General features: G+C 60.1%; 22 protein-coding genes and 1 tRNA gene. 18 read left to right on the plus strand and 5 right to left on the minus strand.

Annotated features, from left to right (window positions below; genetic code table 11):
* Positions 1–191: 191 nt before the first annotated feature.
* The 3 genes from P0D87_RS09740 to P0D87_RS09750 all read right to left on the minus strand — a co-directional run bounded on the left by P0D87_RS09740 (position 192) and on the right by P0D87_RS09750 (position 2,011).
* Complete coding sequence (locus P0D87_RS09740; protein WP_006050474.1) at positions 192–650, minus strand: Lrp/AsnC family transcriptional regulator; 459 nt, start codon at positions 648–650, stop codon at positions 192–194.
* Positions 651–740: 90 nt separating this feature from the next.
* A complete protein-coding gene (locus P0D87_RS09745; RefSeq protein WP_029969510.1) occupies positions 741–1,370 on the minus strand; it encodes a 3'-5' exonuclease family protein in 630 nt (209 codons plus the stop codon).
* Complete coding sequence (locus tag P0D87_RS09750) at positions 1,367–2,011, minus strand: MBL fold metallo-hydrolase (RefSeq protein WP_053858941.1); 645 nt, start codon at positions 2,009–2,011, stop codon at positions 1,367–1,369. Before P0D87_RS09750 ends, P0D87_RS09745 begins: the two co-directional genes overlap by 4 nt.
* Positions 2,012–2,655: 644 nt before the next feature.
* Between P0D87_RS09750 and P0D87_RS09755 the strand changes: the two genes are divergently transcribed.
* Complete coding sequence (locus P0D87_RS09755; RefSeq protein ID WP_374710149.1) at positions 2,656–3,258, plus strand: septal ring lytic transglycosylase RlpA family protein; 603 nt, start codon at positions 2,656–2,658, stop codon at positions 3,256–3,258.
* Between the two features lie 146 nt (positions 3,259–3,404).
* Here P0D87_RS09755 and rsmI read toward each other — a convergent pair whose 3' ends face one another.
* Entirely contained in the window at positions 3,405–4,283 is an 879-nt protein-coding gene (rsmI, locus tag P0D87_RS09760; RefSeq protein ID WP_053857392.1) for a 16S rRNA (cytidine(1402)-2'-O)-methyltransferase, read from the minus strand.
* A 37-nt stretch (positions 4,284–4,320) separates the two neighbouring features.
* On the opposite strand from rsmI, the gene P0D87_RS09765 reads away from it, so the two are divergent.
* From P0D87_RS09765 to P0D87_RS09835, 15 genes are all read left to right on the plus strand, one after another.
* Entirely contained in the window at positions 4,321–4,821 is a 501-nt protein-coding gene (locus P0D87_RS09765; RefSeq protein WP_053857393.1) for a YraN family protein, read from the plus strand.
* A gap of 255 nt (positions 4,822–5,076) precedes the next feature.
* Entirely contained in the window at positions 5,077–5,664 is a 588-nt protein-coding gene (locus P0D87_RS09770) for a phosphoheptose isomerase (RefSeq protein WP_006050468.1), read from the plus strand.
* A 25-nt stretch (positions 5,665–5,689) separates the two neighbouring features.
* The gene (locus tag P0D87_RS09775) at positions 5,690–6,481 is read left to right on the plus strand and encodes a BON domain-containing protein (protein ID WP_053857394.1); all 792 of its coding nucleotides are present in this window, start codon (positions 5,690–5,692) and stop codon (positions 6,479–6,481) included.
* Between the two features lie 53 nt (positions 6,482–6,534).
* Complete coding sequence (locus P0D87_RS09780) at positions 6,535–6,828, plus strand: c-type cytochrome (RefSeq protein ID WP_408282034.1); 294 nt, start codon at positions 6,535–6,537, stop codon at positions 6,826–6,828.
* 64 nt (positions 6,829–6,892) lie between these two features.
* A tRNA-Ala gene (locus P0D87_RS09785) sits at positions 6,893–6,968 on the plus strand.
* A gap of 362 nt (positions 6,969–7,330) precedes the next feature.
* On the plus strand, positions 7,331–8,194 hold the full coding sequence (locus P0D87_RS09790; protein WP_408636799.1) for a PIN domain-containing protein: 864 nt from the start codon (positions 7,331–7,333) through the stop codon (positions 8,192–8,194).
* Between the two features lie 661 nt (positions 8,195–8,855).
* A complete protein-coding gene (locus P0D87_RS09795; protein ID WP_408636800.1) occupies positions 8,856–10,397 on the plus strand; it encodes a type I restriction enzyme HsdR N-terminal domain-containing protein in 1,542 nt (513 codons plus the stop codon).
* Between the two features lie 65 nt (positions 10,398–10,462).
* Complete coding sequence (locus P0D87_RS09800) at positions 10,463–10,996, plus strand: N-6 DNA methylase (RefSeq protein ID WP_408636801.1); 534 nt, start codon at positions 10,463–10,465, stop codon at positions 10,994–10,996.
* Positions 10,997–11,025: 29 nt separating this feature from the next.
* Positions 11,026–12,462 carry a restriction endonuclease subunit S gene (locus tag P0D87_RS09805; protein ID WP_408636802.1) on the plus strand — a complete coding sequence of 479 codons (1,437 nt, stop codon included), beginning with the start codon at positions 11,026–11,028 and terminating at the stop codon, positions 12,460–12,462.
* Positions 12,463–12,610: 148 nt separating this feature from the next.
* The gene (locus tag P0D87_RS09810; protein ID WP_408636803.1) at positions 12,611–13,066 is read left to right on the plus strand and encodes a hypothetical protein; all 456 of its coding nucleotides are present in this window, start codon (positions 12,611–12,613) and stop codon (positions 13,064–13,066) included.
* Positions 13,063–13,473, plus strand: coding sequence for a hypothetical protein (locus tag P0D87_RS09815; RefSeq protein ID WP_408636812.1), 411 nt, complete (start codon positions 13,063–13,065; stop codon positions 13,471–13,473). Before P0D87_RS09810 ends, P0D87_RS09815 begins: the two co-directional genes overlap by 4 nt.
* A 60-nt stretch (positions 13,474–13,533) precedes the next feature.
* Positions 13,534–13,797 carry a PAAR domain-containing protein gene (locus tag P0D87_RS09820; protein ID WP_408636810.1) on the plus strand — a complete coding sequence of 88 codons (264 nt, stop codon included), beginning with the start codon at positions 13,534–13,536 and terminating at the stop codon, positions 13,795–13,797.
* Between the two features lie 849 nt (positions 13,798–14,646).
* A complete protein-coding gene (locus P0D87_RS09825; RefSeq protein ID WP_408636804.1) occupies positions 14,647–15,237 on the plus strand; it encodes a hypothetical protein in 591 nt (196 codons plus the stop codon).
* On the plus strand, positions 15,234–16,025 hold the full coding sequence (locus P0D87_RS09830) for an HNH endonuclease (RefSeq protein WP_408636805.1): 792 nt from the start codon (positions 15,234–15,236) through the stop codon (positions 16,023–16,025). Before P0D87_RS09825 ends, P0D87_RS09830 begins: the two co-directional genes overlap by 4 nt.
* A 434-nt stretch (positions 16,026–16,459) precedes the next feature.
* On the plus strand, positions 16,460–17,647 hold the full coding sequence (locus P0D87_RS09835) for a restriction endonuclease (RefSeq protein WP_171800162.1): 1,188 nt from the start codon (positions 16,460–16,462) through the stop codon (positions 17,645–17,647).
* Between the two features lie 365 nt (positions 17,648–18,012).
* On the opposite strand, the gene P0D87_RS09840 is transcribed toward P0D87_RS09835, so the two are convergent.
* Positions 18,013–19,590 carry a methyl-accepting chemotaxis protein gene (locus tag P0D87_RS09840; protein WP_053857398.1) on the minus strand — a complete coding sequence of 526 codons (1,578 nt, stop codon included), beginning with the start codon at positions 19,588–19,590 and terminating at the stop codon, positions 18,013–18,015.
* 402 nt (positions 19,591–19,992) lie between these two features.
* Here P0D87_RS09840 and P0D87_RS09845 point away from each other — a divergent pair, with 402 nt between their 5' ends.
* Together P0D87_RS09845 and P0D87_RS09850 are read left to right on the plus strand one after the other, a co-directional pair.
* Entirely contained in the window at positions 19,993–21,522 is a 1,530-nt protein-coding gene (locus P0D87_RS09845; RefSeq protein ID WP_029969532.1) for a sensor domain-containing diguanylate cyclase, read from the plus strand.
* An 87-nt stretch (positions 21,523–21,609) separates the two neighbouring features.
* Entirely contained in the window at positions 21,610–22,233 is a 624-nt protein-coding gene (locus P0D87_RS09850; protein WP_053857399.1) for a DUF2239 family protein, read from the plus strand.
* Positions 22,234–22,309 lie beyond the last annotated feature (76 nt).

The following is a 22,309-nucleotide window of genomic DNA, read 5'->3' on the forward strand; positions in this document are numbered from 1 at the left end:
CGCGCGGCGGGCCGCGTCGCCATGCCGAACGGCGCTCTTGACGGATTGCGGCGGCTCGCCGGCGCATCATCGGCGGATTGCGGACCATCAGGCGCATCGCACGTGCACCTCTCGCACACCGACGCGCATCAAACCCCATCGAAGCGAAGCGCATCAAAGCGCATCGAAGTGCGCCAAAACACGCCACCCCCTCAAAGCGGCAACTGCGTATCGAACTTGATCTCGCGCAGCACGACGCTCGTGCGCACTTGCGCCACCGCGGGAATCTTGAAGATGCGTTCGTGCAGAAACGTGTCGTACGCCTTGATGTCCGGCGCGACGATCTTGAGGATGTAATCGGATTCGCCGGTCGTGCTGTAGCACTCGGTGACTTCGGGGCAGGTGGCGATCTCCCGCTCGAACTGTTCGACGCCGCCTTCGGTGTGACGCGTGAGGTGAATGTGCGCGAGCGCGCACACGTGCAGCCCCAGTTTTTCGCGATCCAGCAGCGCGGTGTAGCGCTGGATCACGCCCGACTGCTCCATGTCCTTGATGCGCCGCCAGCATGGCGTGCTCGACAGGCCGACCTGATCGGATATTTCCTGCACCGAACGGCGTGCATCCAACTGCAAAAGGCGCAGAATTTTTTGAGAGAACGTATCGAGTGTCAACTGCGCCTCCGTTTGCGTCGCCGTATCACCGCATGGTAGAGGGCGCGAAAACGAAACGCAATGCAAAACGCCTCCAGCGAGGGAGATTACCTAATTTGCCGGTTCCTCAGCGGGATTTTGTCCTGAGGCGTCCCCTTCTTGCGCCGACGCAAGGCTGGCGGCCTGCATCGTGCGCAGATCCTTCAGCATGTTGCAGAAAAGCGCGCCCTGTTCGATGGCGTCATCGAGCGCGACGTGCGTGTGCGGATGCTCGTCGAACCAGTGTTTCGGAAAGCGCGGTTTGATGTTCCTGCGATACGGCAGGCCGGTCATCGCGAAGGCAAGCGTCTTGATGTCGAGCGCCGACCACGAAAACGGGCAGCGGCCGACAAAGCGCATCATGTACCAGAACATGTACGTAAAGTCGAAGCCCGCAGGCATGGCGACGAACACCGGCTTGCCCGGCAGCGCCTCGACCCAGTCGACGTAGGCCGCGAGCGCCGCGTCCGGACGCTGCAAGTCGGTACGGCAGGCCGCCCACGCCTCGGGCTGCGTCTTCCACCACGCTTCCTGCACCGGATGGGGCGCCGCGCCGTCGAGCAATTCCAGATTGGCGGAGAACGTGGCGATCAGCTGCTTGTCTTCCGTGTAGGCGGCCGAGGCGAAACTCAGCATGGAATGCGGGCCGGGAATCGGGCCGTCCGCTTCGACGTCGGTACTGACATAGATTTCGCTGCTCATGCGGCGACTCCGTCGGCGACATAGGGATTGCTGCGACGCTCCGCGCCGAACGTCGACGTGGGACCGTGGCCCGGCACGAACGTGACGTCGTCGCCGAGCGGCCAGAGTTTTTCGCGGATCGAGCGGATCAGATCGGCGTGGTTGCCGCGCGGAAAATCCGTGCGGCCGATGGAGCCCGCGAACAGCACGTCGCCGACCAGCGCGAGCCGATGCGCGCGGCTGAAGAACACGACGTGGCCCGGCGTGTGGCCCGGGCAGTGATAGACCTCGAGCGTTTCATCGCCGAACTGCACGGTGTCGCCGTCGTCGAGCCAACGGTCGGGCTCGAACGCCTGCGCAGCCGGAAAGCCGAAGCGCGTGCTCTGATCCGGCAGCTTGTCGAGCCAGAAACGTTCGTCCGGATGTGGGCCTTCGATCGGCACGCCGTAATGCGTGGCCAGCGTTTTCGCGCCGGCGCAGTGGTCGATATGACCATGCGTCAGCAGCACTTTTTCGACGCTCACCTTCTGCCGCGCGATCTCGCCTTGAATGACGTCGAGGTCGCCGCCCGGATCGACGACGGCCGCGCGTCCGGTCGCCTCGCAAACGAGCAGCGAGCTGTTTTGCTGGAACGGCGTAACGGGGATCAAGGTGACTTTCATGGATGACGGCGCCGCGGTGAAAACGTTGATTGTACCGGCGTCTTTCCGGCGCGCGCCGAGGCTTGTCGCCTCCCCGCAAACGCCGCGCCTGCGGCTTTTGGCTGTCGATTCTTGCAGCAATGGTGAAGATTCATCAAGGTTTTCAGTCGCTTAGCAACGCAGACTTCTGTTTTGGGTATAATGGACCCCATGCACGAGGAATCGTGCTGCCACAAGGCGATGCGTCCCCATCAAAAATGGGCGCGCGGATCGCCACTCAAGTAAGGGCCGTCGCGGTATGACGGCCATCAGGTATCGATGCATTCGATGCACACGTCTTGCCCAGCCAGGCGCCGCGCGCCTGCTACGACTTTAACGGTCGTGACGCTGGGTGGGGCCTACGCCGCCGTTCCTGCGCGCTGAACTTTCGCGCGCAAGAACGTGTTTGCCACGTTCGATGGCGGCATGTGGGGTCTGGTCAGGCTGCCGGGGACAGGTTGCGCCAGACGTGAAAATTAACCGTGCGGTAGCGGCTCAGTGAGCTGCATCCGGGCTTCGACGTACTGCGCTCGTCTGCGCGGCGCGTTGTCGTCCTTTGCCGCCGGAGTCGCAGGCAACACGCTCAACTTCGCGTGATGCGGCTCGACAATGTGATTGCACGTCTTATGAAAACTCGGTTATCCCGTAGTCTGGGGACTCTTTTCGCCTTTTTTGTGCTGGCCGGTTGCGCCACGCCGCCGGGGGCCGACAACAGCGTTGCAAACGCTGTGCCGCTCCGCACAAAAAACGCGCAAGCAGCGTCCTTCGGACCGCAAGCCTACGGCAGCGCGCCGGCCTCGGACGTCGCCGTCCAGGGCTCGTCGCTGGCCGACGCCAAACCGCTCACCGATGACGGCACCGACGTGTCGGACTTTCATCAGATCGGCCGCGCCTCCTGGTACGGCCGCGGTTTCCACGGCCGCCGCACCGCGAATGGCGAACGTTACGACATGCACGCGCTGACTGCCGCGCATCGCACGCTGCCCCTCGGCTCGTATGTGCGCGTGACGAATCCCGCCACGTCGCGCTCGGTCGTCGTGCGAATCAACGACCGCGGTCCGTATGCGCGCGGCCGGGTGATCGATCTGTCGATGGCGGCCGCAAACGTACTCGATATGCGCCACGCCGGCACGGCGCGCGTGAAGATCGAAGGTTTGACGCAGGAAGAAGCGCGCGCCGCACGCGACGAAACGCTGGCATCGAACTCCGGATCGACGGCGCAGAAATGATTTTGCGGCGGCGCTTTGGGCGCTGCCGGGCATGACGAACAGCCATGCTGCTGTGTGTAAATGCAAGAAGGGCCGCTCATCGATATGAGCGGCCCTTTTGTTTTGCGATGTCTCCTGCTGCGCTTGCGGCCTGGCCGGTTCGCGCGTCAGTCCTCTTCTTTCTTGAGCTCGAGCGCGCGCGTGTACAACGCGTTGCGCGACGCGCCGGTGATCGTCGCCGCTATTTTGGCCGCGCTGCTCACCGTCAATTCCTCCAGCAGCGTTTCGAGCAACGCATCGTGATCGTGTTCGCCGGCCGCTTCCTGCTGCGCGCCTTCCACCACAAGTACGAATTCCCCGCGTTGCCGGTTCGGATCGGCGGCGAGCCACGTTGGCCCTTCGGCCAGGGTGCCGCAATGCAGCGCTTCGTGTAACTTCGTCAGTTCGCGCGCGATCAGCAGCTTGCGCTCGCCGCCCAACGCATCGGCGAGCGCCTGCACCGTTTCGACGATGCGATGCGGCGCTTCGTAGAAGACCAGCGCATGCGGATGATGGGCGAGCCCCTGAAGTGTGGCGGCGCGCGCTTTGGCTTTCGGCGGAAGAAAACCGAGGAACGAGAACGTCGCGACCCAGTCGCCCGCCGCGCTCAGCGCGGTTGCAAGCGCGCTTGCGCCCGGCAGCGGAACGACCGCAAAGCCCGCTTCGCGCGCTGCATCGACGAGTTTCGCGCCCGGGTCCGAGATGCCGGGCGTGCCTGCGTCGGACACATAGGCCACGCGCTCGCCCGCCTGCAAATGTTCGACGATGCGTTGCGCCGCGGCTCGCTCGTTGTGCTGATGCACCGCGATCAGCGGCTTCGAGATGCCATAACGCGCGAGCAACTGACCGGTGTTGCGTGTGTCTTCCGCGGCGATGCGGTCGACAAGACCTAGCACATGCAGCGCGCGCAGCGTGATGTCGGCGACGTTGCCGATCGGCGTGGCCACCACATACAGCGCGGCGGCAGGGTACTGCTGTCCTTGCGCGAGTTCGGAGAGAGAAGTCATGAGGCAGAAAACGCAGACGGACGGAATGAGGCCGTCATTGTGCCACGCAGGGGCACCAGGTCCTGGCGGCGTGCGTGCTCGGAGCGCGTCTCGCTCGAAGCAGGAGCCCGAGCCCGAGCACGAGCCTAGGCCGAAAGCGTACGGAGCCATGCCTCACAACTTTTCCACACAAGCCGGGTCCAAGCTCGTCGGCGCCGCTTTCGAAGCACGCGCGCAGGAGTTTCTGCAGCGCCAGCGTTTGCGGTTGGTCGCGCGCAATGTGTCGTGCCGCGGCGGCGAAATCGATCTGGTCATGCGCGAGCGCGATGGCGCACTGGTCTTCGTCGAAGTCCGGGCGCGCGCTCAACGCAAGTATGGCGGCGCCGCGGCGAGCATCGGGTGGCAGAAGCGGCAGCGAATCGTGCGCGCCGCGCAGCATTACCTCGCGACGCAGGTGTCGCAGCAAGGCGCCCAGCCCGCTTGCCGCTTCGACGTGATTGCCTTCGAAGCGGGGCGGCTCGTGTGGCTGCGCGATGCTTTCCGCGCCGACGAAGTCTGATGCAATGCGCGGACAACGCGTGTTAGTGCGATAAACTTGCGCTCGCGTGCGAGCTACGGGGCGACGGACGACGTGCGGCACAACAGTGCTCCGTACAGCGCATTTCGCGAGGTGTTCTTCGGATTCACGTATGTCGCGTCACGCGTTGCACAGCACGTTCACCGCAGCGGCACGGCAGGCTGCACGACTTCATTCATACGACTTCACAACATGGCTGCGCATTGCGGCCCACTCGCGGTAGAAGATAGAGACTCGATGTCAGTCGAACGCATTCAACAACACTTCCGCGATAGCGCGGCAGTCAAACTCGAAGCCCTGGAAACCTTGTCGATGCCGATCGCTGCAGCGATCGACACGATGTTCGCCGCGCTTGCCAACGGCAATCGCATTCTTTCTTGCGGCAATGGCGGCTCGGCTGCCGACGCGCAACATTTCGCCGCGGAACTGATCGGCCGCTTCGAGCGCGAGCGGCCCGGCTTGCCGGCCGTCGCGCTCAGCACCGATACGTCCGTGCTTACCGCGATCGCCAACGACTACTCGTTCGAGCAGATTTTCTCGAAGCAGGTATGGGCGCTCGGACAGCCGGGCGATGTGTTGCTCGCGATCAGCACGTCCGGCAATTCCGCGAATGTGATCGCCGCGATCGAAGCTGCGCATGAGCGCGAAATGATCGTCGTCGCGCTGAGCGGAAAAGGCGGCGGACGCATGCAGGAAATACTGAGCGATACCGACATCCACGTGTGCGTGCCGTCGGATCGCACCGCGCGTATCCAGGAAGTGCATTTGCTGACCATCCATTGTCTGTGCGACGGCATCGATGCCATGTTGCTGGGCGAAGACTGAGAACGATCCGAAGGAGAGCTAGTTGATGAGCGTATTCCGCGTCAAGAAGACACTGGTGAGAACCGTGCTGGTGGTGGGTTTTGCGGCGGGGTTGTCCGCGACGTTGCAGGGTTGCTTTCTCGCCGTTGCGGGCGCGGCGGGCGGCGGCGCGTTGATGGCTACCGACCGGCGCACGCTCGGCGCGCAGACCGAAGACCGCGAGATTCAGGTGAAGGCGCTTTCGCAGACGAGCCAGAACCTGCCGGACTCGGCGCACGTCAACGTGACGGTGTTCAATCGCCGCGTGCTGCTGACCGGCGAAGTCGCGGGGGACGCGTCGAAGCAGCGCGCAGAGAGCATCGTGCGCGGACTGAAGAACGTGAATACGATCGTCAACGAACTGGCGATCATGCCCGCGAGTTCGTTCTCGTCGCGCACGAACGACACGTATCTCGAGACGCGCGTGAAAACGGCGCTGATCGCCGAGAAGGATATTTCGGCGAACGATTTCAAGGTCGTGGCCGAGCGCGGTTCGGTGTATCTGATGGGCCTCGTCACGATGGATGAAGGCAATCGCGGCGCGGACGTCGCGAGCCGGGTGCCGGGCGTGACGCAGGTCGTGAAGGTGTTCCAGTACATCCAGCCGCAGGAAGCCGCTGCGGCGGCCGCTGCTGCGGCAACGGCTCCGGTCGCCGCGTCGCAGCCCGACGCGAGCGCGGCGACGGTGGGCGCGATTCCGGATTCGTCGGTGAGCGCGCGGCCGCTTGAGCAGCAGGCGCCGGCGCCGGTCACGAATTCGAACGCGGTGCATCCGGGCAATCCGAAGGCGCCGCAGTGATGCGTGGGGTTGGCGGTGTTTTTATGGCGTTGATGGCGGGCTCGGCGGCGCTTATGTTTGCATCTCAAGCGTTTGCCGCCGATGTACCCGCTGGTCAGCGTGTCGCTAATGCGAATGCGTGCATGGGCTGCCATGCGGTGGATCGCAAGCTGGTCGGCCCGTCGTTCCAGCAGATCGCCGCCCGGTACAAGGGCGATGCGCAGGCGGCCGGAAAATTGGCGCGCAAAGTGAAGGACGGCGGCTCGGGCGTGTGGGGCATGATTCCGATGCCCGCGCATCAGTCGATGAGCGATGCGGACGTCCGTACGGTGGTTGGTTGGGTGCTTGCTGGGGCGCCGTCGAAGTGAGGTTTTGTGGCCCGTTGTGGCTTGGCAAAACCGAAAAGGGCTGTGCTAGAATTGTCTCGATAGTGGGGGGGTAGCTCAGCTGGGAGAGCGTCGCGTTCGCAATGCGAAGGTCGGGAGTTCGATCCTCCTCCTCTCCACCAAGGAATATCAAAGGGTTACAGGTGATTTACCTGTAATCCTTTTGTGTTTCTGCGGGGCGTGTAACGGCTGTGTAACCAGATTTGTTCCTACTCGATCCATCTCAGTCCACTTACCGGAGCCACCAATTCCTTCCCCGCGGCGTCGGACGACCCCGCTAAGAATTTGTGTCGCGAACGGATGACGATTTGGCTGCTCCCGGCCAGGAAGCGACGTTTGCTCGGACTCTTGCCAAGAGGGCTAAACGCCCGTTCTGCCACTCGAGAGTGGCAGTAACAGCCGATCGTATTTCTTTCCGTGCCCCTAACGTTTTCTTTGCAGTTGCCGTATACAGGTGCTGGATGACCTCAGATCAGGCAAGCAATTGGAAGCCAAACAGGAAATATACATACTCGACACGTCGGCAATCGTGCAGGCTCCGGAGGTGCTGGCGAAGGCAAGCGACACCGTCAAATTTGTGATCCCCCAAGCAATACTTGGCGAACTCACGAAGTACTTTTCAGGTTCCTTGCGGGACCAGGCGCTTCTTGCCTTGCAGCTTGCACAAAACCACGGAGCAGAGCTCGCAGCGCGACCACGATCACAAAGTCTCCTCACAACAACGACGTTGGATTTGTCCCGGGGAGACATTGAGATAGCGGAGTTGGCACGGGAGCGAACGGAAGAGCAAGGACAGTTTGCCGACGTTTATGTCGTGACAAATGATAAGGAGCTTATGGCCTATATGCCTTCCTTGGGCGTATCGACCATTGATGTGAAGCAACTTGTAGCACGACTTGTTGAGCAGCCGGACGTCGCTGAGGTGAGACGGTCCGCAGACAAGCTAACTTCTTCGCAACGCCAGCGCATTGTGAGTTCCGTCGCTGCAGGAGCGTCAATATTTGCAGCGCTAGTTCAGTTGACCGAGTTCCTAACGCGCGTTGGACTACCGAAGCCATACCTCGTCGTTGGTCTGGCTGTAGTCGCGCCGTTAGTTGCCGGTGTCTTACTTTTCGCCATTCGACAGCGATTTCGACTCACGTATGGAGTCGCCGAGGTGCTGGCGGGCGTCTATGCCGCCTATGAAGCTTTGTCGCGTATTACCGATGTCAATCTGCTAACCATTGCGGGTGCTTTTCAGGTTCTTGGTGGGCTTTACATCGTTGTACGTGGAATGGACAACATCGGCAAAGGACTCGACAAAAGTCGTTACGGAGAGGTTTGGAAGAGTCTGTTCGGCGAGAGATGAATTAATGCTCTTTTTTTGGCATCTTCATTTTCCGCAAACCTCAGTATGAGGTTGAGCGGACTAGCGTGTAAGGGAGGCGTCGTCAGGTTGACCGGCCGGCGGTAGCATGCGCACATTTGTGCGATTCTCTCGAAAGCGATCGTTCGAAGCAGTTCTTTCGGGCGATGGCGAACCTGCAAACTGGTCGAACAAATGGTGGTCGGCAAATCTGTCCCAGCGGAGAAATGCATTTCGGAGCGGCCATTTAAATTACGCCGGGCCGACGGGCTGAATTGGGTCGACTTGAGCCGGTAGCCGTCCGACCGGGTTCGGCCAGAAGCGGGCTGTCACCGTTTCCGAAATCTGACGTTCAAGTGACTGCTTAACTCAGAAAGCTGCCGTATCCCCAATTCTTGCTCGTCGGCCGAAGCTGACGCTGGCACATTGGACAGATTCAGTCCGCGACCAATTCTTCTGCGGACATTCGTTGAGGTGTAGTTTGAGCCAATCAGTATTGGCGCCGGTTAGAACTCGAATCCTGCAATCCTCCAGCCCTAGGTGATATTGAGGCGAGCAGTGCATGCGTCCCCTTGCCCAATATTCCGCTTGGATTGTCTGATTATCCCGGACAGTGCTATACACTGCCGGTCTTTGCCAGACCATTGCCACAAAAAAGCAGCCGATGACCACCATCCTTGCAACTCTATTCAAAGACAGCGCCTACAAGCTTGACCAATTCAAGCCCGCGCATATCGCGGCGCTTGAAGCCTCCATCAGGCTTCAAGACTCGGGCAGGACGGCCGCCCCCTACGCCACCTGCCTGGTGCGTGGCAAGCCGATCAAGCTCACACCAGAAGAAGCGGTACGGCAGCTTTATGTAATGGTATTGCGCGACGACCTCGGCTACCCCGTCAGCCGCATGAAAGTCGAGTACGAAGTCACCTTCGGCCGCGAGAAGAAGCGCGCCGACATCTGCATTTTCGACAAAGACAAGACCACGACGCCGTATCTTCTGGTCGAACTCAAAAAACCCAAGCTAAAGGACGGCAAGGAACAGCTCAAGAGCTACTGCAATGCCACCGGTGCGCCGATGGGAGTTTGGACCAACGGCGAACAGATTTCCTATTACCACCGCAAGGACCCCAACTACTTCGAGGACATTCCGGCGATTCCGTCGGCACACCAAAAACTGTCCGACATCCTTTCCGAGCGCTGGACCATCGACGACTTGGTGAAGCTCGACAAGCTGGTCAACGAAAAGAAGTCACTCAAGGACCTGATCCTCGAAATGGAGGACGAAGTTCTCGCCAATGCCGGCGTCGACGTGTTCGAGGAGCTGTTCAAGCTGGTGTTCACCAAGCTCTACGACGAAATGGAAGGTGGCCGCGACAGGAAGCGACACCTCGTTTTCAAGAACTACGGCGACACTGAAACCGAACTTAAGACCAAGATTCAATCCCTGTTCGACAAGGCACGCGCCAAGTGGGAAGGCGTATTCCCCGAGGGCGCGAAGCTCGAACTGACACCCAGCCACTTGGCCGTATGCGTTGCCTCGTTGGAAAAAGTCAAACTGTTCAACTCCAACCTCGAAGTCGTTGATGAAGCCTTCGAGTATTTGATGACCAAGTCCAGCAAGGGCGAGAAAGGCCAGTATTTCACGCCGCGCTACGTCATTGACATGTGCGTGAAGATGATGAATCCCAGGGAGAACGAAACCCTGATCGACACCGCCGCCGGCAGCTGCGGCTTTCCAGTGCACGGGATCTTTCATGTCTGGCATCAGATTCGGGAGGAACAAGGTCTCCCGATTAGCCCTCATTTCACAACTGAACAGCGAACTGCCAGAGAGCTTGATTACGTACAAAGCAAGGTCTTCGCTATCGACTTCGACGAAAAGGCCGTCCGCGTCGGGCGCACCCTGAACCTGATTGCCGGCGACGGCCAGACGAACGTACTGCACCTCAACACGCTCGATTACGAGCGCTGGGACGAAAAAACCAGCGACGAGGAGTGGACGGATGTTTACGGCGAAGGCTGGAAGCGCCTACGCAAATTACGCACCGACAAGAGGAGCAACCGAGATTTCGGCTTCGATGTGTTGATGGCTAATCCCCCTTTGCCGGCGACATCAAGGAAACGCGCATCCTCGCCAAATACGATCTTGCTCGCTCCGTCAGCCTCGCCAAGATCGCCAAGATCGAGCCAACCGACCCGGGTATCATAGACGCTACGACGCGCGGACCCAGCTTCACCGAAGCCCTGCACGCCAGCCACGAAACTATTTACCAAATGGCCGACGGCAGCTATCGCAAGGTCAAGGTCAAGAACCAGAACACCGTCGGGCGCGACATCCTTTTCATTGAGCGCAACCTGTCCTTCCTCAAACCCGGCGGGCGCATGGCGGTCGTCCTGCCGCAAGGCCGCTTCAACAACGCCAGTGACAAGGATCTACGTGAATACCTTGCCGACCATTGCCGCATCCTGGCGGTTGTCGGCCTGCACGGCAATGTCTTCAAACCACACACCGGCACCAAGACCAGCGTGCTGTTCGTGCAAAAGTGGAACGATGACCCCAAGACCGGCCCACTGTGCCCGAAGAAGGACGATTACCCGATCTTTTTCGCCACCATGCGGGAGCCCAGCAAGGACAATTCAGGCGACAAAATCTACCGGCAGGATGCCGATGGTGCGCCGCTGCTTGACGACCACGGTCATCTGATCGTCAAGCACGACCTGTTCAATCACGACGGCAAGACCGAAGATGGTATTGCCGAGGCATTTATCGAGTTTGCCAAGAAGGAAGGGCTGAGTTTTTTTCGATAAGCCCCTTTGACGGCGCTCGCTATGCGCGTTTGACGAAGGGGCTGGAGGTCAGTGAAATTCATATTTCGCAAGCGCATCGTGCGCACTATGATTTCAGGCTGGATTCGGAGTTCTATAGCCAAGCCAACTTGCGTAAGGAAGATGCCATTAAGAGGCTACCGCACAAAGCGCTGAACCAAATTGCTGATCTCATCGCAGGGCCTTTTGGCTCCGCGATAACAGCGGCGCAATATGATGCGGCCAGCCGGTATCGATACATACGGGCTACCGACGTCAAGTCATTTTTCATTAACGAAAATTCGCCGGTGTATGTCCAAGAGAGCACCTTCAACGCTTTCCCTCAGTTTCATCTTAGAGAGGGCGACATCTTGCTGACCGTCGTAGGGATGCATTTCGGAAAATCCGCGATCATCTATGAGGCAGATTGTCCATCTATCTTTAGCTGCAAGAGCACGCTGATTCGAGATGCGAAGGTGAATCCATGGTATCTCCTCACCTACCTTTCGTGTGCGATTGGGCATGGCTTGATTCGACGAGGCCAGCGTGGGGCTGCTCAACCTGGGATCAATCTGTCTGACATTGCAACGGTTCTAGTCCCGATCCTCAGCAACGAATTGCAAACGCAAGTCGAGGCATTGATTAAGCACAGCCGATCTTTAGTGATCCAGTCCCATTCGGTATATGGCGCTGCGGAAATGCTCCTTCTCACTACTTTAGGGATGGCTGGCTACAGTCCTGCCGAGGAAACCATCAATGTCAAATCACTTATGGATTCCTTCCATCTTACGGGACGTATAGACGCGGAGTATTATCAACCAAAATATGAGCAAATCATCAGCCGGATAAAAGCAACGACACACGCTGCGCTTAGCGATTTGGTTAGCATTGTCAAGTCTATCGAGCCTGGTTCAGACGCATATACGGAAGATGAGAATGGACTTCCTTTTCTGCGCGTAGCAGATTACAGCAAGTACGGCATCAATAGCCCGCAAAAGTGTTTGACTGCATCTTTTGTTTCTGCGAATAAGGCCGAACTCGATGCGCTCATGCCAAAGAAGAATACAATCTTGTTTTCCAAGGATGGCAGCGTTGGAGAAGCATATTGTTTGCGCGAAGATGCGAATCTAGTTACATCCAGCGCAATTCTTCACCTAACCGTTCGCGACCCAAGCGTCGTATTGCCGGATTACTTAACGCTTGCCCTAAATTCGATACTTGTGAAGATGCAGGCAGAACGGGACGCCGGTGGCTCAGTCATTCTTCACTGGCGCACAAACGAAATATCGAATGTAGTTGTGCCGCTCGTGGCAATGGCGACTCAACAGGAGATCGCCGAGTTGCTGAAGCAAAGTTTCGAGCTCAAAGCTAAGAGCGAGCGTGTACTCGACGTTGCTAGGCGCGTTGTCGAAATCGCTATCGAGAAGGACGAAAACTCCGCGCTGGCTTTCTTAAAGGCACAAGTATGAACGGCGACTACCATAAGGAATTGAGCTTCCGATACCCGAGCTTTGGAAACAGACACAGAACAAAGGACCCGGCGACTATCAGCCGAACCTTTGGAGTCCTGTCCGATGGACAGAATGGCAATTCAAGGAGTATGACGAAGCGCCCGTCGTGGGATACCTTGAAAGACCAGTGCAGGTGCGGTTGGCCGATAACCACGGTGCCCCCTTGCGGGAGCAGACGCAGGCAGCCGCACTTCGGGAAGGTTGGCAGCGGTTGGTCGGGACAGGTAACTCGGTGGCGAGGCCCGCACGGATCTTTTTCGATACGACTGGGAACAGGGAATCTGTGATCCCACTTACACAGGCTCTGGGAACGGAATCCGAAGCTCCATCAACGGGTGACGTGAAGGAGGGCTACGACGTTGGCTACCGCCTCGGCAACACTGGGATCGCCTCCGGAGCCGTGCAGCTTGCGCTGTCACTCATTGCCGGCTTTCAGGACGGGAAGGCAAGTGCTGCGGTCATACGAGATGCGAGGGGGAATGCAGAACTGGTTCTGATTACTCCCCCAGATGCTCTTGACAAAGAACGCAATCTTGCAACCAACGAGAAACCGTTTAATTGACCATGAGCGAAACCTTGGACAGGCAGGAGAGGAAACAGCCAGACTCCCCTTTGGCGAACTCTGGCGGGCCGTTCTGGGCCCGATTTGCGGGGCTTGCCGCGCTCGGCGCAGTCCTTGCGCTTGTTGCGATCGCGGGCGGTTCGACGGTCTACTGTCGCAGCCTCTTTGGGACGATCTTCTGGACTCTGCTCTTAGGCCTTGCGGATCCTGTCATGGGACTGACCCACGAACCTGAAACCGTTCTGTTGCCGCTTGCTGCCTATTTGCTTGTGGTATTTGTGGTCGCAAGGTTCACGCGTTTCAGACCAACGCTGTCGAGGTTTACGATCGCCCTCCTTGTCGTCTACGCACTTGGCGCTGCGATTGATTGGACGCTCGGATGGACGGGCGGGGTCTGCACCCTCTAGGCGTAGGTGGAAGCACGGAAATGCGTTTGGCGTTATTCAATGTTCACGAAGGGGACGGTCTTGCGAGGGGTGATCCGAGTTGGCGACTCTACGAGCCATGGCGGTAAGGTAATCACTGGCCGCGACGGTTCGACAGTCATGGAGCGAGCCGTTGCGTGCGTAGGCGACAAATGCACATGTCCAAAGTCGGGGCACAACAACTGCGTCATTATCGAAGGCGACGAAACAGTTCAGGTCGACGGGCGCGCAGTGGCGTTTGACGGGCACAAGACATCCTGTGGCGCTGTCCTCATCTCAAGTACATCAATGTCGGGCTTGGCATGATGCTGAAGTAGCGGCCTTCTTTGGAGCAAGATAAGCTGCGGCATCTCGCGTTGCTGCCATGCCACTGATTCACTAGCCCCGACCACACGGGGGGCCTTTGGCCTGCTTGGTCTGCAGCGATTCTTGCTTGAAGTCGCAATCAAGAGCCAGGAACGAGTTGGTCCGCGCGGTGGTGCACGGGGTGGCTGGCTAAAGAGCCGCATGCGCGGTCGCCTTGAATGCGGCTGGGACGCTTGTCACCTCCCTCTCGGAGCCGATCGTCACTAGCGCCGGCTCTTGCAGTATCTTGCGTCGGCCACCCGTCGTAGCTGCGAGCCGGAGTCGACCATTTGCCTTGTGACCTTGGTGTCTCGTCGAACGCATAGCTACCACTTCATACGTGGGGGCAAATGTGAATTTACAACCGCGTGCCGGTGCTGATCGACGAGTCGAAGGGCGCAGTGCGGAACCCCTGGGGCTTCGACTACATGACGAAAATGTTTGACATGGCGGATAGTAGCGTCCTATTCCGAAATGCTCGACAGCTGGGTGAGGAGGGGTGGCAGCGGAGCGGCACCGATTGGGTCCAACTGGACCCTTCAACAGGTGCGACCACGTCACCGGAGACGCGCTACGTTCCCCTCTACGAAGCCAAGATGATCCACCTGTTCGATCATCGTTGGGCGACGTTCGTCAGCGCCGACGGAGGCGACACCAGCCGTGACGTAACCCGTGCCGAAAAGCAGAATGTCGAATTTGAACTGAGCCCGCGCTATTGGCTTGAAAACTGGCGCGCGAAAGACCGTCAGAAGACAAAGGACTGGATGCGCGGCTGGCTGATGGGCTGGCGAGATATCACCAGAGCAACGGATGAACGGACCGCAATTTTCAGCGTCTATCCCCGCGTTCGCAATCGCGCACACGATACGCAACCTGTTCATTCACCAGCCTGTCGAACTGTCGGCGGCGTTTCTGGCGAATGTAAGTGGCATTCCGCTCGATTTTGTCGCACGACAGCAGGTGGGCGGCACTCATCTGACGGTCGAGATGGTGAAGCAGCTTCCCATCATTCCCCACACCGCCTACTCCGAAGCCGACCTCGCCTTCATCGTACCGCGCGTGCCGGAATTGACCTATACCAGCCATTCCATGGCTCCCTTCGCGCGCGACCTCGGCTATGAGGGCGCGCACTTTGCGTGGGACGAGGACCGTCGCGCGCAGCTGCGCTCCGAACTCGACGCCTGGTACGCGCTCGCCTATGGCCTGATACGCGACGAGCTGCGCTACATCCTCGATCCCGCTGACGTCATGGGTCCGGACTACCCCAGCGAGACCTTTCGCGTCCTCAAGTCCAACGAGGAGCGCAAATTCGGCGAATACCGCACCGGCCGCCTCGTCCTTGCCGCCTACGACGCGCTCCTCGCTAAGGGCCTGCGCCCGCGCCTGGAGGGCTATCGATGACCTCCACCGCCCCGCGTCGTCTCATCCCTCACCCGATTCTGCGCACCGAGCTAGAACAGGCCGCGTGGAACCACGGCTATCGCCGAGCAAACGGCGAGGCTGACGGGTGGCTGTGGTTCCGTTCGGACGAAGGCGTGCCCGGCGAGGTGGCGCTCGCCTGCGGTACTGCCGACGACGGTGCGCCTTGGTTCCTCGCGGTGGAGCATGTCGGGGTGGCGCAAATCCTCGCTTCCGAACTCCCTGCGGCGGTCTCCGGCCCGGCACCGCCGCCTTGCAAGGGCGCATTCGTCTTCGCGCAGCAAGCTGAGATGCGCCGCGCGCTGAGCCGCGCCTTCCACCTCGCGCGCAGCCTGCCGACTTTCCCCTTCACCCAGTTCGAGGCTGAGGTCGCGGGGCTTGGTGATACCGAGATCGACCGCATCGTGCGCCAGCGCGTGGGGCAGGGCTTGTTCCGCGCCGCGCTGATCGATTATTGGGGCGCCTGTCCGCTCACCGGCGTCAGCGATCCCGCGCTTCTGCGCGCCAGCCACATCGTCCCCTGGGCCGAATGTGCGAGTGACGCCGAACGGCTCGACGTGTTCAACGGCCTGCTTCTGTGCGCGCATTGGGACGCCGCTTTCGACGCGGGGCTGGTGAGTTTTGCCGATGATGGCGGGGTGATGGTCAGGCCGGACCTCAGCTCCAAGGCCGAGGCAGTTCTGGGCCTACCCCACATACCTCCCCTTCATCTTGAGGCCCCGCACCGTTTACAAATGGCGCGCCATCGCAAGAGATTTGGCTTCGATTAGACAAAGATTCAGCGCTCGCCGCCTGAAATCTGCCTGACCGTAGACGGCCACCGTATAACAAGCAGATGTTGTTCGTCCCTCAAGGAACAGCGATCCGACGCATCTACTCACTCGGATGCGGCGCAATGGTCTTGACGACCTTCGTATCCTTTAACAAGAAGCAGAGAACGGGCTAAAGGATCAAGAAACGCGGTGTTTTTTTGTCAAATTTGGTGACGAAGCCCGTGCGGTTCTCAATGCCTGCTCGACAAGTACGCAGATGCCCGCATCGAGAGCCTCGAAGACATTAAACTACCGACCCTCGACCCGTTCGCCCAACTGCACACGGCGCGAGAACTCGTCGGCGCCTTCAGTCGAAAACCCAACTACCCGCAGGCAGTGCGTTAATTGGAAAGCCAGCCCTACAGCCTCTAAAAAGAAGAAAGGATGTACCCTTGCCGCAAACCAAGCGTTTCATTGTTCGAACCCCGCTGTTCCCTCTTTACTCAAAAGTTCGCTTGCTTGTTCAGATCCTCGACGGCGTGTCGAAAGATGCCGTGTGGGGGATGATCAAGGCGCTATTCGACCAAACGGGCACACCGCAAAGCAACGTCGATTGGAGTCGACCTGATGAGTGGATCGACCAACGGCTTCAAGGTCCCAATCGTGAATTGGCGAAAAAAATCTGGGCCGACACCTCCGGCACCGTCAATCCCCGGTATGTCTACGGTTCATACCTTTTCATCAACACCTTCGGTTTGTTGATTCCTGATGCTCAGGCCGTCTATAAGCTGAGTGCAGACGGCTCAGGCCTTCTCGAAAGCAATCCTACGGTACTGAGGAAGCTGGACGAAGAAGAGGGATTGCCCCCGCTTCTCTCGATTCTTGCCGCCCATTCCCCAGCGAAACGGGGCGACCTGCTCGATGAATGGGCCGAGTTCCTGCTTGAAAACTCAAACTACCGCACCATTTCGACGTTCAAGGAAACTTTGCGTCGCCGTCTGCTGAATCTTGTTGAACGCGGATATGTGGCGCGGGAAGGCAACACCTACACGATCACCGATAAAGGCATCGCATACTCTGCCCCGCTAGGTCCGGAAGAAGTTCAACGCCCCCATCTCGCGGTACTGGGCGCGATCAAAAACTATAACGACACGCAAACCAAAGAGCTTCGCGAACGGTTGGGAAAAATGAATCCATACCGATTCGAATCGCTTATCAAGGACCTTCTTGAAGCAATGGACTACGAGGATGTCGTGGTCACGAAGCAAAGTGGTGACAAAGGTGTGGATGTTGTTGCGAGCTTCCAGTTTGGTATCACGCAGATCAAAGAAGTAGTCCAGGTAAAGCGGCACAAAGGCAATATCACCCGGCCGGTACTCGATCAGTTGCGTGGTGCGCTCCCTTACCGCGGTGCGATTCGCGGAACGATTATTACCACCGGAGGCTTTGCTCAAGGTTGCAAGGATGCTGCTCTATTTCCAGGCGCTGCCCCGATTACCCTGATCGATGGCGACAAGGTCATCGAGCTGCTACTAAAGCACGGCGTTGGCGTGAAGAAGAAGCCGCAAACGCTAATCGAGATCGACGAAAGCTACTTCGCAAGTGACGATCCTGAAACTGAAATCACTGAAGAGCAGTAACCGTTTATATCTATCTGCACTACCATCAAATCGATCCGACACATCGTGAGCAACGATGTCGCCGTCGATGGGGACGCGCAGCGCATCTTCCTCAAGATCTACGACGACGAGCCTCACAAACCCCGGCAGCCTCAAACTGCCGGGGGTTTTTCTTCACCCGCCCTCGCGACCACCCACCGAAGCATCCACTCAAAACTTATCCCACCCGTCATCGTCACCGACGGTAGCAACCGGCGACGCCAACTCCTTCGCCGGCACACGCACCGGTTCAGCCTTCGCCCCAACGCGGACCGCACTCACCGGCTTGACGCAAGCCACATTGGCTAGCTTACCCACCTTAGCCACCCCAGCCCCCGCGTCTTCCCTCAGCACGAGGTCAACACCCCCCCCACCCGAAAAAACCCCACAGTCTCACTCAACCGCTCCCCCTGCTCCTCCATCGACCGCGAAGCCGCCGCCGCCTGTTCCACCAGCGCCGCGTTTTGCTGCGTGACGTTGTCCATCTGCGTGATCGCGAGGTTAATCTGCTCGATGCCGCGGCTCTGTTCGCTCGAGGCCGCCGCAATCTCCGACATGATGTCCGTCACGCGCGCCACGGCATGCGTGACTTCCGTCATCGTCTTGCCCGCTTCGCCGGCAAGCGACGAGCCGTCGCGAATCCTTCCCACCGAATCGGCGATCAGATCCTTGATCTCCTTCGCCGCGCTCGACGAGCGCTGCGCGAGACTCCGCACTTCGCTTGCGACCACCGCGAAGCCGCGTCCCTGTTCGCCCGCGCGTGCCGCTTCCACGGCTGCGTTCAGCGCAAGAATGTTGGTCTGAAACGCGATCCCTTCGATGATGCCCGTGATGTCGGCAATCTTCGTCGAGCTATCGCTGATGTCCTGCATCGTGCTCACCACCTGGCCGACTACCGCGCTGCCTTTCTGCGCGACAGACGAAGCATTCGCGGCGAGCGTGCTGCCTTGCTGCGCGTTATCGGCGTTCTGCTTCACCGTCGACGTGAGCTGCTCCATGCTCGACGCCGTCTCCTGCAACGACGCCGCCTGCTGTTCCGTACGCTGGCTCAGATCCATGTTGCCCGCCGCGATCTCGCGAGCCGCGCCCGCGATGCTCGTGCTGGCGTCGCGCACGCGTCCGACGACCGTCGTCAGACGCTCGTTCATCTCGCGCAGCGCGCCGAGAAGTTTGCTGGTCTCATCCTTGCCGTCGACGCGAATGCGCGTGCGCAAATCGCCTTGCGACACGGTCCGCGCGACGTCGATCGCAACGCTCAACGGCCCGCTCACGGCACGCGTGATCGCGACGCACGCGCCGACTGCAAGCGCAACCGCGAGCAGCGAAATGGCGATCAGCAGATTGCGCTGGTTCTGGTAATGCGCCGCGTAGTCGGCGATCATCGTCTCCTGCCGCGCATGCGCGTGCCCGGCATACGCGTCGGTCGCGCGAATCAGCGCCGCGAGGAGCGGCCGGCACTGATCGTCCATTTTGACAATCGCCTCGTCGCGCTTGTTGGCGAGCGCGAGGCCGACAATGTCGGTCGCGACCGGGCCATACGCGGTCTCCACGCGATTGATTTCGGCCACGAGGCTGCGCGCCTTGTCGTCGGCGCCGGCGTCCCTGACCATCTCGTTCAGCTTCTTGAGATTCGCCGCCACGTCTTCGTGTGCACGCGTGACCTGCGCTTTTTCGCTCTCGAGATCCTCGGGCTTGACGACGAGCACGAGATTGCGCGCCGCGATCGCGCGGCGATCAACCGCGGTTCGCACCTGAACCGCCATGTCGGCGCGCGCGTTGATGCCGCGCACGAAACTGGAAAAGCCATCGGTGGAATCGGCGAGCGACTTGAGCGAAAGTCCCGCGACCGCAACGACGATCAGGGACAGCATGCCGAAGCCGGCTATCAGCTTCGCTTTAATGGTGAACTGGTTCAGAGCGGCCATGTATCTGTATTTCTCCAGGGACGAAACGAGCGCTTCGTAATGGACTCTCAGGTCCGGGAATGGGAGCGTCTATGCGGCCGCCGGACAGTCGACGACCTCGCGCGGTGTTGCCGCTTCGTGCGAGCACAAAAAGCGGCATCCCATTTATTGGTTATCGGAGCTTCGCAGATGGACTTGAGAGAAGCCGGGTAATCCACGACCCCGTAACAGCCGCCGCCGTCTAGACTTCCACCCAACTCTCACCGCCAACCAAAGACAACCAAAAGACAACCGTAAGCCCCGCGCAAGCCGCCAAACCCCCGTCTTTTCCACGATTTGGGCCGCGGTTCCCTCTGTTACGCTACCGGCTTGCCATACGTGCCCACGGGCGCGTCCTTTCCCCACCGCGCGCCAAGGCAGCGCATGTCCGAACCGAACAACATGGTCACGCGTCGTCCCAACCTCATCATCGCGATCAGTGGCGTGCTGGCGAGCGCAATCCTCGCGCTCGCCGTGTGGGTGCTCGCGCAGATGCACGACGACGCGTTGCGGCGCGCGCAGGACTCGGTCTTCAACGTTTCGCTGCTGGTTGAGCGCGACGTCTCGCGCAACCTGGAAATTTACGATTTGTCGATCCGAACGGTGATCGACGGGCTCAAGCAGTCGCGCGTGATGCAACTCGATCCGGCGCTGCGTCAGATGGTGCTGTTCGACGGCTCGGCGTCGGCGAAAGACATGGGCTCGATTCTCGTCATCGATGAAACGGGCTATATCACGATCGATTCGCAGTCGCTGCCGCCGCGCCACGTTTATCTCGGCGACCGCGACTACTTCAAGGTCCATCGCGATTCGCCTAGCGTCGGTTTGTACGTGAGCCGTCCGTTCATGCCGCGCACGACGGGCGCTGACATGAGCATTGGCCTCAGCCGGCGCATCACGCGGCCGGATGGCAGCTTCGGCGGCGTCGTCGTGGGCACGATGCGCCTGAAGTATTTCCGCAGCCTGTTCGACGGGATGAACCTCGGCGCGGGCGGATCGATGGCGCTGATGCTGAGCGACGGCACGATGTTGATGAGGCGTCCGTACGATCCGAAGACGATCGGCATCAATCTGATGGGTACAGCCAACTATTCGCGCTTCGTCCAGCAGCCGAGCGGCGACTTCTTCGGAACGGCGGCGATCGACGGCGTCGAGCGCTGGTACGCGTTTCGCCACATCGACATGTATCCGCTGATTCTCGACGTCGCGCTGTCCACGCGCGATATCTACGTCGGCTGGCGGCGGCGCGCATGGATCATCGGCTCGCTGATCGGCGCGCTCAATCTCACGATGATCGCGCTCGCCGTGCTGTTCGCGCAGCAGATACGGCGGCGCCTCATCGCCGAGGAAGAGCTGCGCCTGCTCGCGAGCACGGACGGTCTCACGGGCGTCGACAACCGCCGCACCTTCGAGCAGTCCGCGGAGAACGAATGGCGCCGCGTGCACCGCAACGGCGGCTCGCTTTCGATGCTGCTGATCGACGTCGACAGTTTCAAGGGATTCAACGACCTGTACGGCCACTCGGCCGGCGACGATGCGCTGATCACGGTGGCTCGCTGCATCACGCAGAACGTACAGCGTCCGGGCGACACGGCGGCGCGCTACGGCGGCGAAGAGTTCGCGGTTCTTTTGCCGGACACCGACCAGGCCGGCGCGATGTCCATTGGCGAGAAAATCCGCGCGGCCGTGGAGGCAATTGGGCTCGGTCACGTGGCCAGCTCGCACCATGTGCTGACCGTGAGCATCGGCGTCGCGACGATGCAGGGCGAGGCGTTCACGTCGAGCCGCGCGCTCGTCGATGCCGCCGATCAGGCGCTGTATGCCGCGAAGGATGCGGGCCGCAATCGCGTGTCTTCGTACGGGCCGGGTGTGCCGGCGGCGGAAGGCAGCGCGACAACTGTCGTTGGTCGATAGCGCTGCCTCACAATAATACCCGGATAATATGTTGCGCTTTTATTTAACCCGGATATAATTCGACAACTTCCTGAACCGGAGATTGTCGTGATCACGTATTCCCGCACCTGTACGGCCTTTGAGGGCCATCGCCTTATCGCTTCCGGCGAATTGCCGCGGGTCGCGCTCGCCGTCAAAGAAGTCCTCGCGCGGGGCGAACAGGCGCCCGTCCTCGTTTTCGACGACGTCAGCGCGGCTCCCGTCGAATTCGATTTGCGCGGCAGTGCGGAGGACGTCGTCGCGCGCTTGAACGAGGCTGAGCGCGCCGCAGATCCCACCACCGACGCAACCACCGACGCCGCCGCCGACACCAGCACGCCACGCGGTCGCGGACGGCCGAGGCTTGGCGTCGTCGCGCGCGAAGTGACGTTGTTGCCGCGTCATTGGGATTGGCTGAATGCGCAGCCGGGCGGCGCGTCGGTCGCGCTACGCAAGCTGGTCGAGACGGCGCGCGCAACCGGCGAGCATGGCGACCGTCGACGCGCAGCACAGGAGGCGGTGTATCGCTTCATGACGGCGCTGGCGGGCAACCTGCCGGATTACGAAGATGCGACTCGTGCGCTCTATGCCGGCGACCGGCCGCGCTTCGAAGAAAAAATCGCGCAATGGCCGGAGGATGTCCGCAGGTACACGCTGCGGCTCGCTGAGAATGCGTTCGAACCGCACGCCTGAACCGAAGCAAGGCGAAAAAAAACCGCTCACACCCGGAGAGCGTGAGCGGAAAGTCGGAGAGTTACAACAACATCGC

The organism is Paraburkholderia sp. RL17-368-BIF-A (genome assembly GCF_046054045.1).
Classification (GTDB): Bacteria; Pseudomonadota; Gammaproteobacteria; order Burkholderiales; family Burkholderiaceae; genus Paraburkholderia; species Paraburkholderia graminis.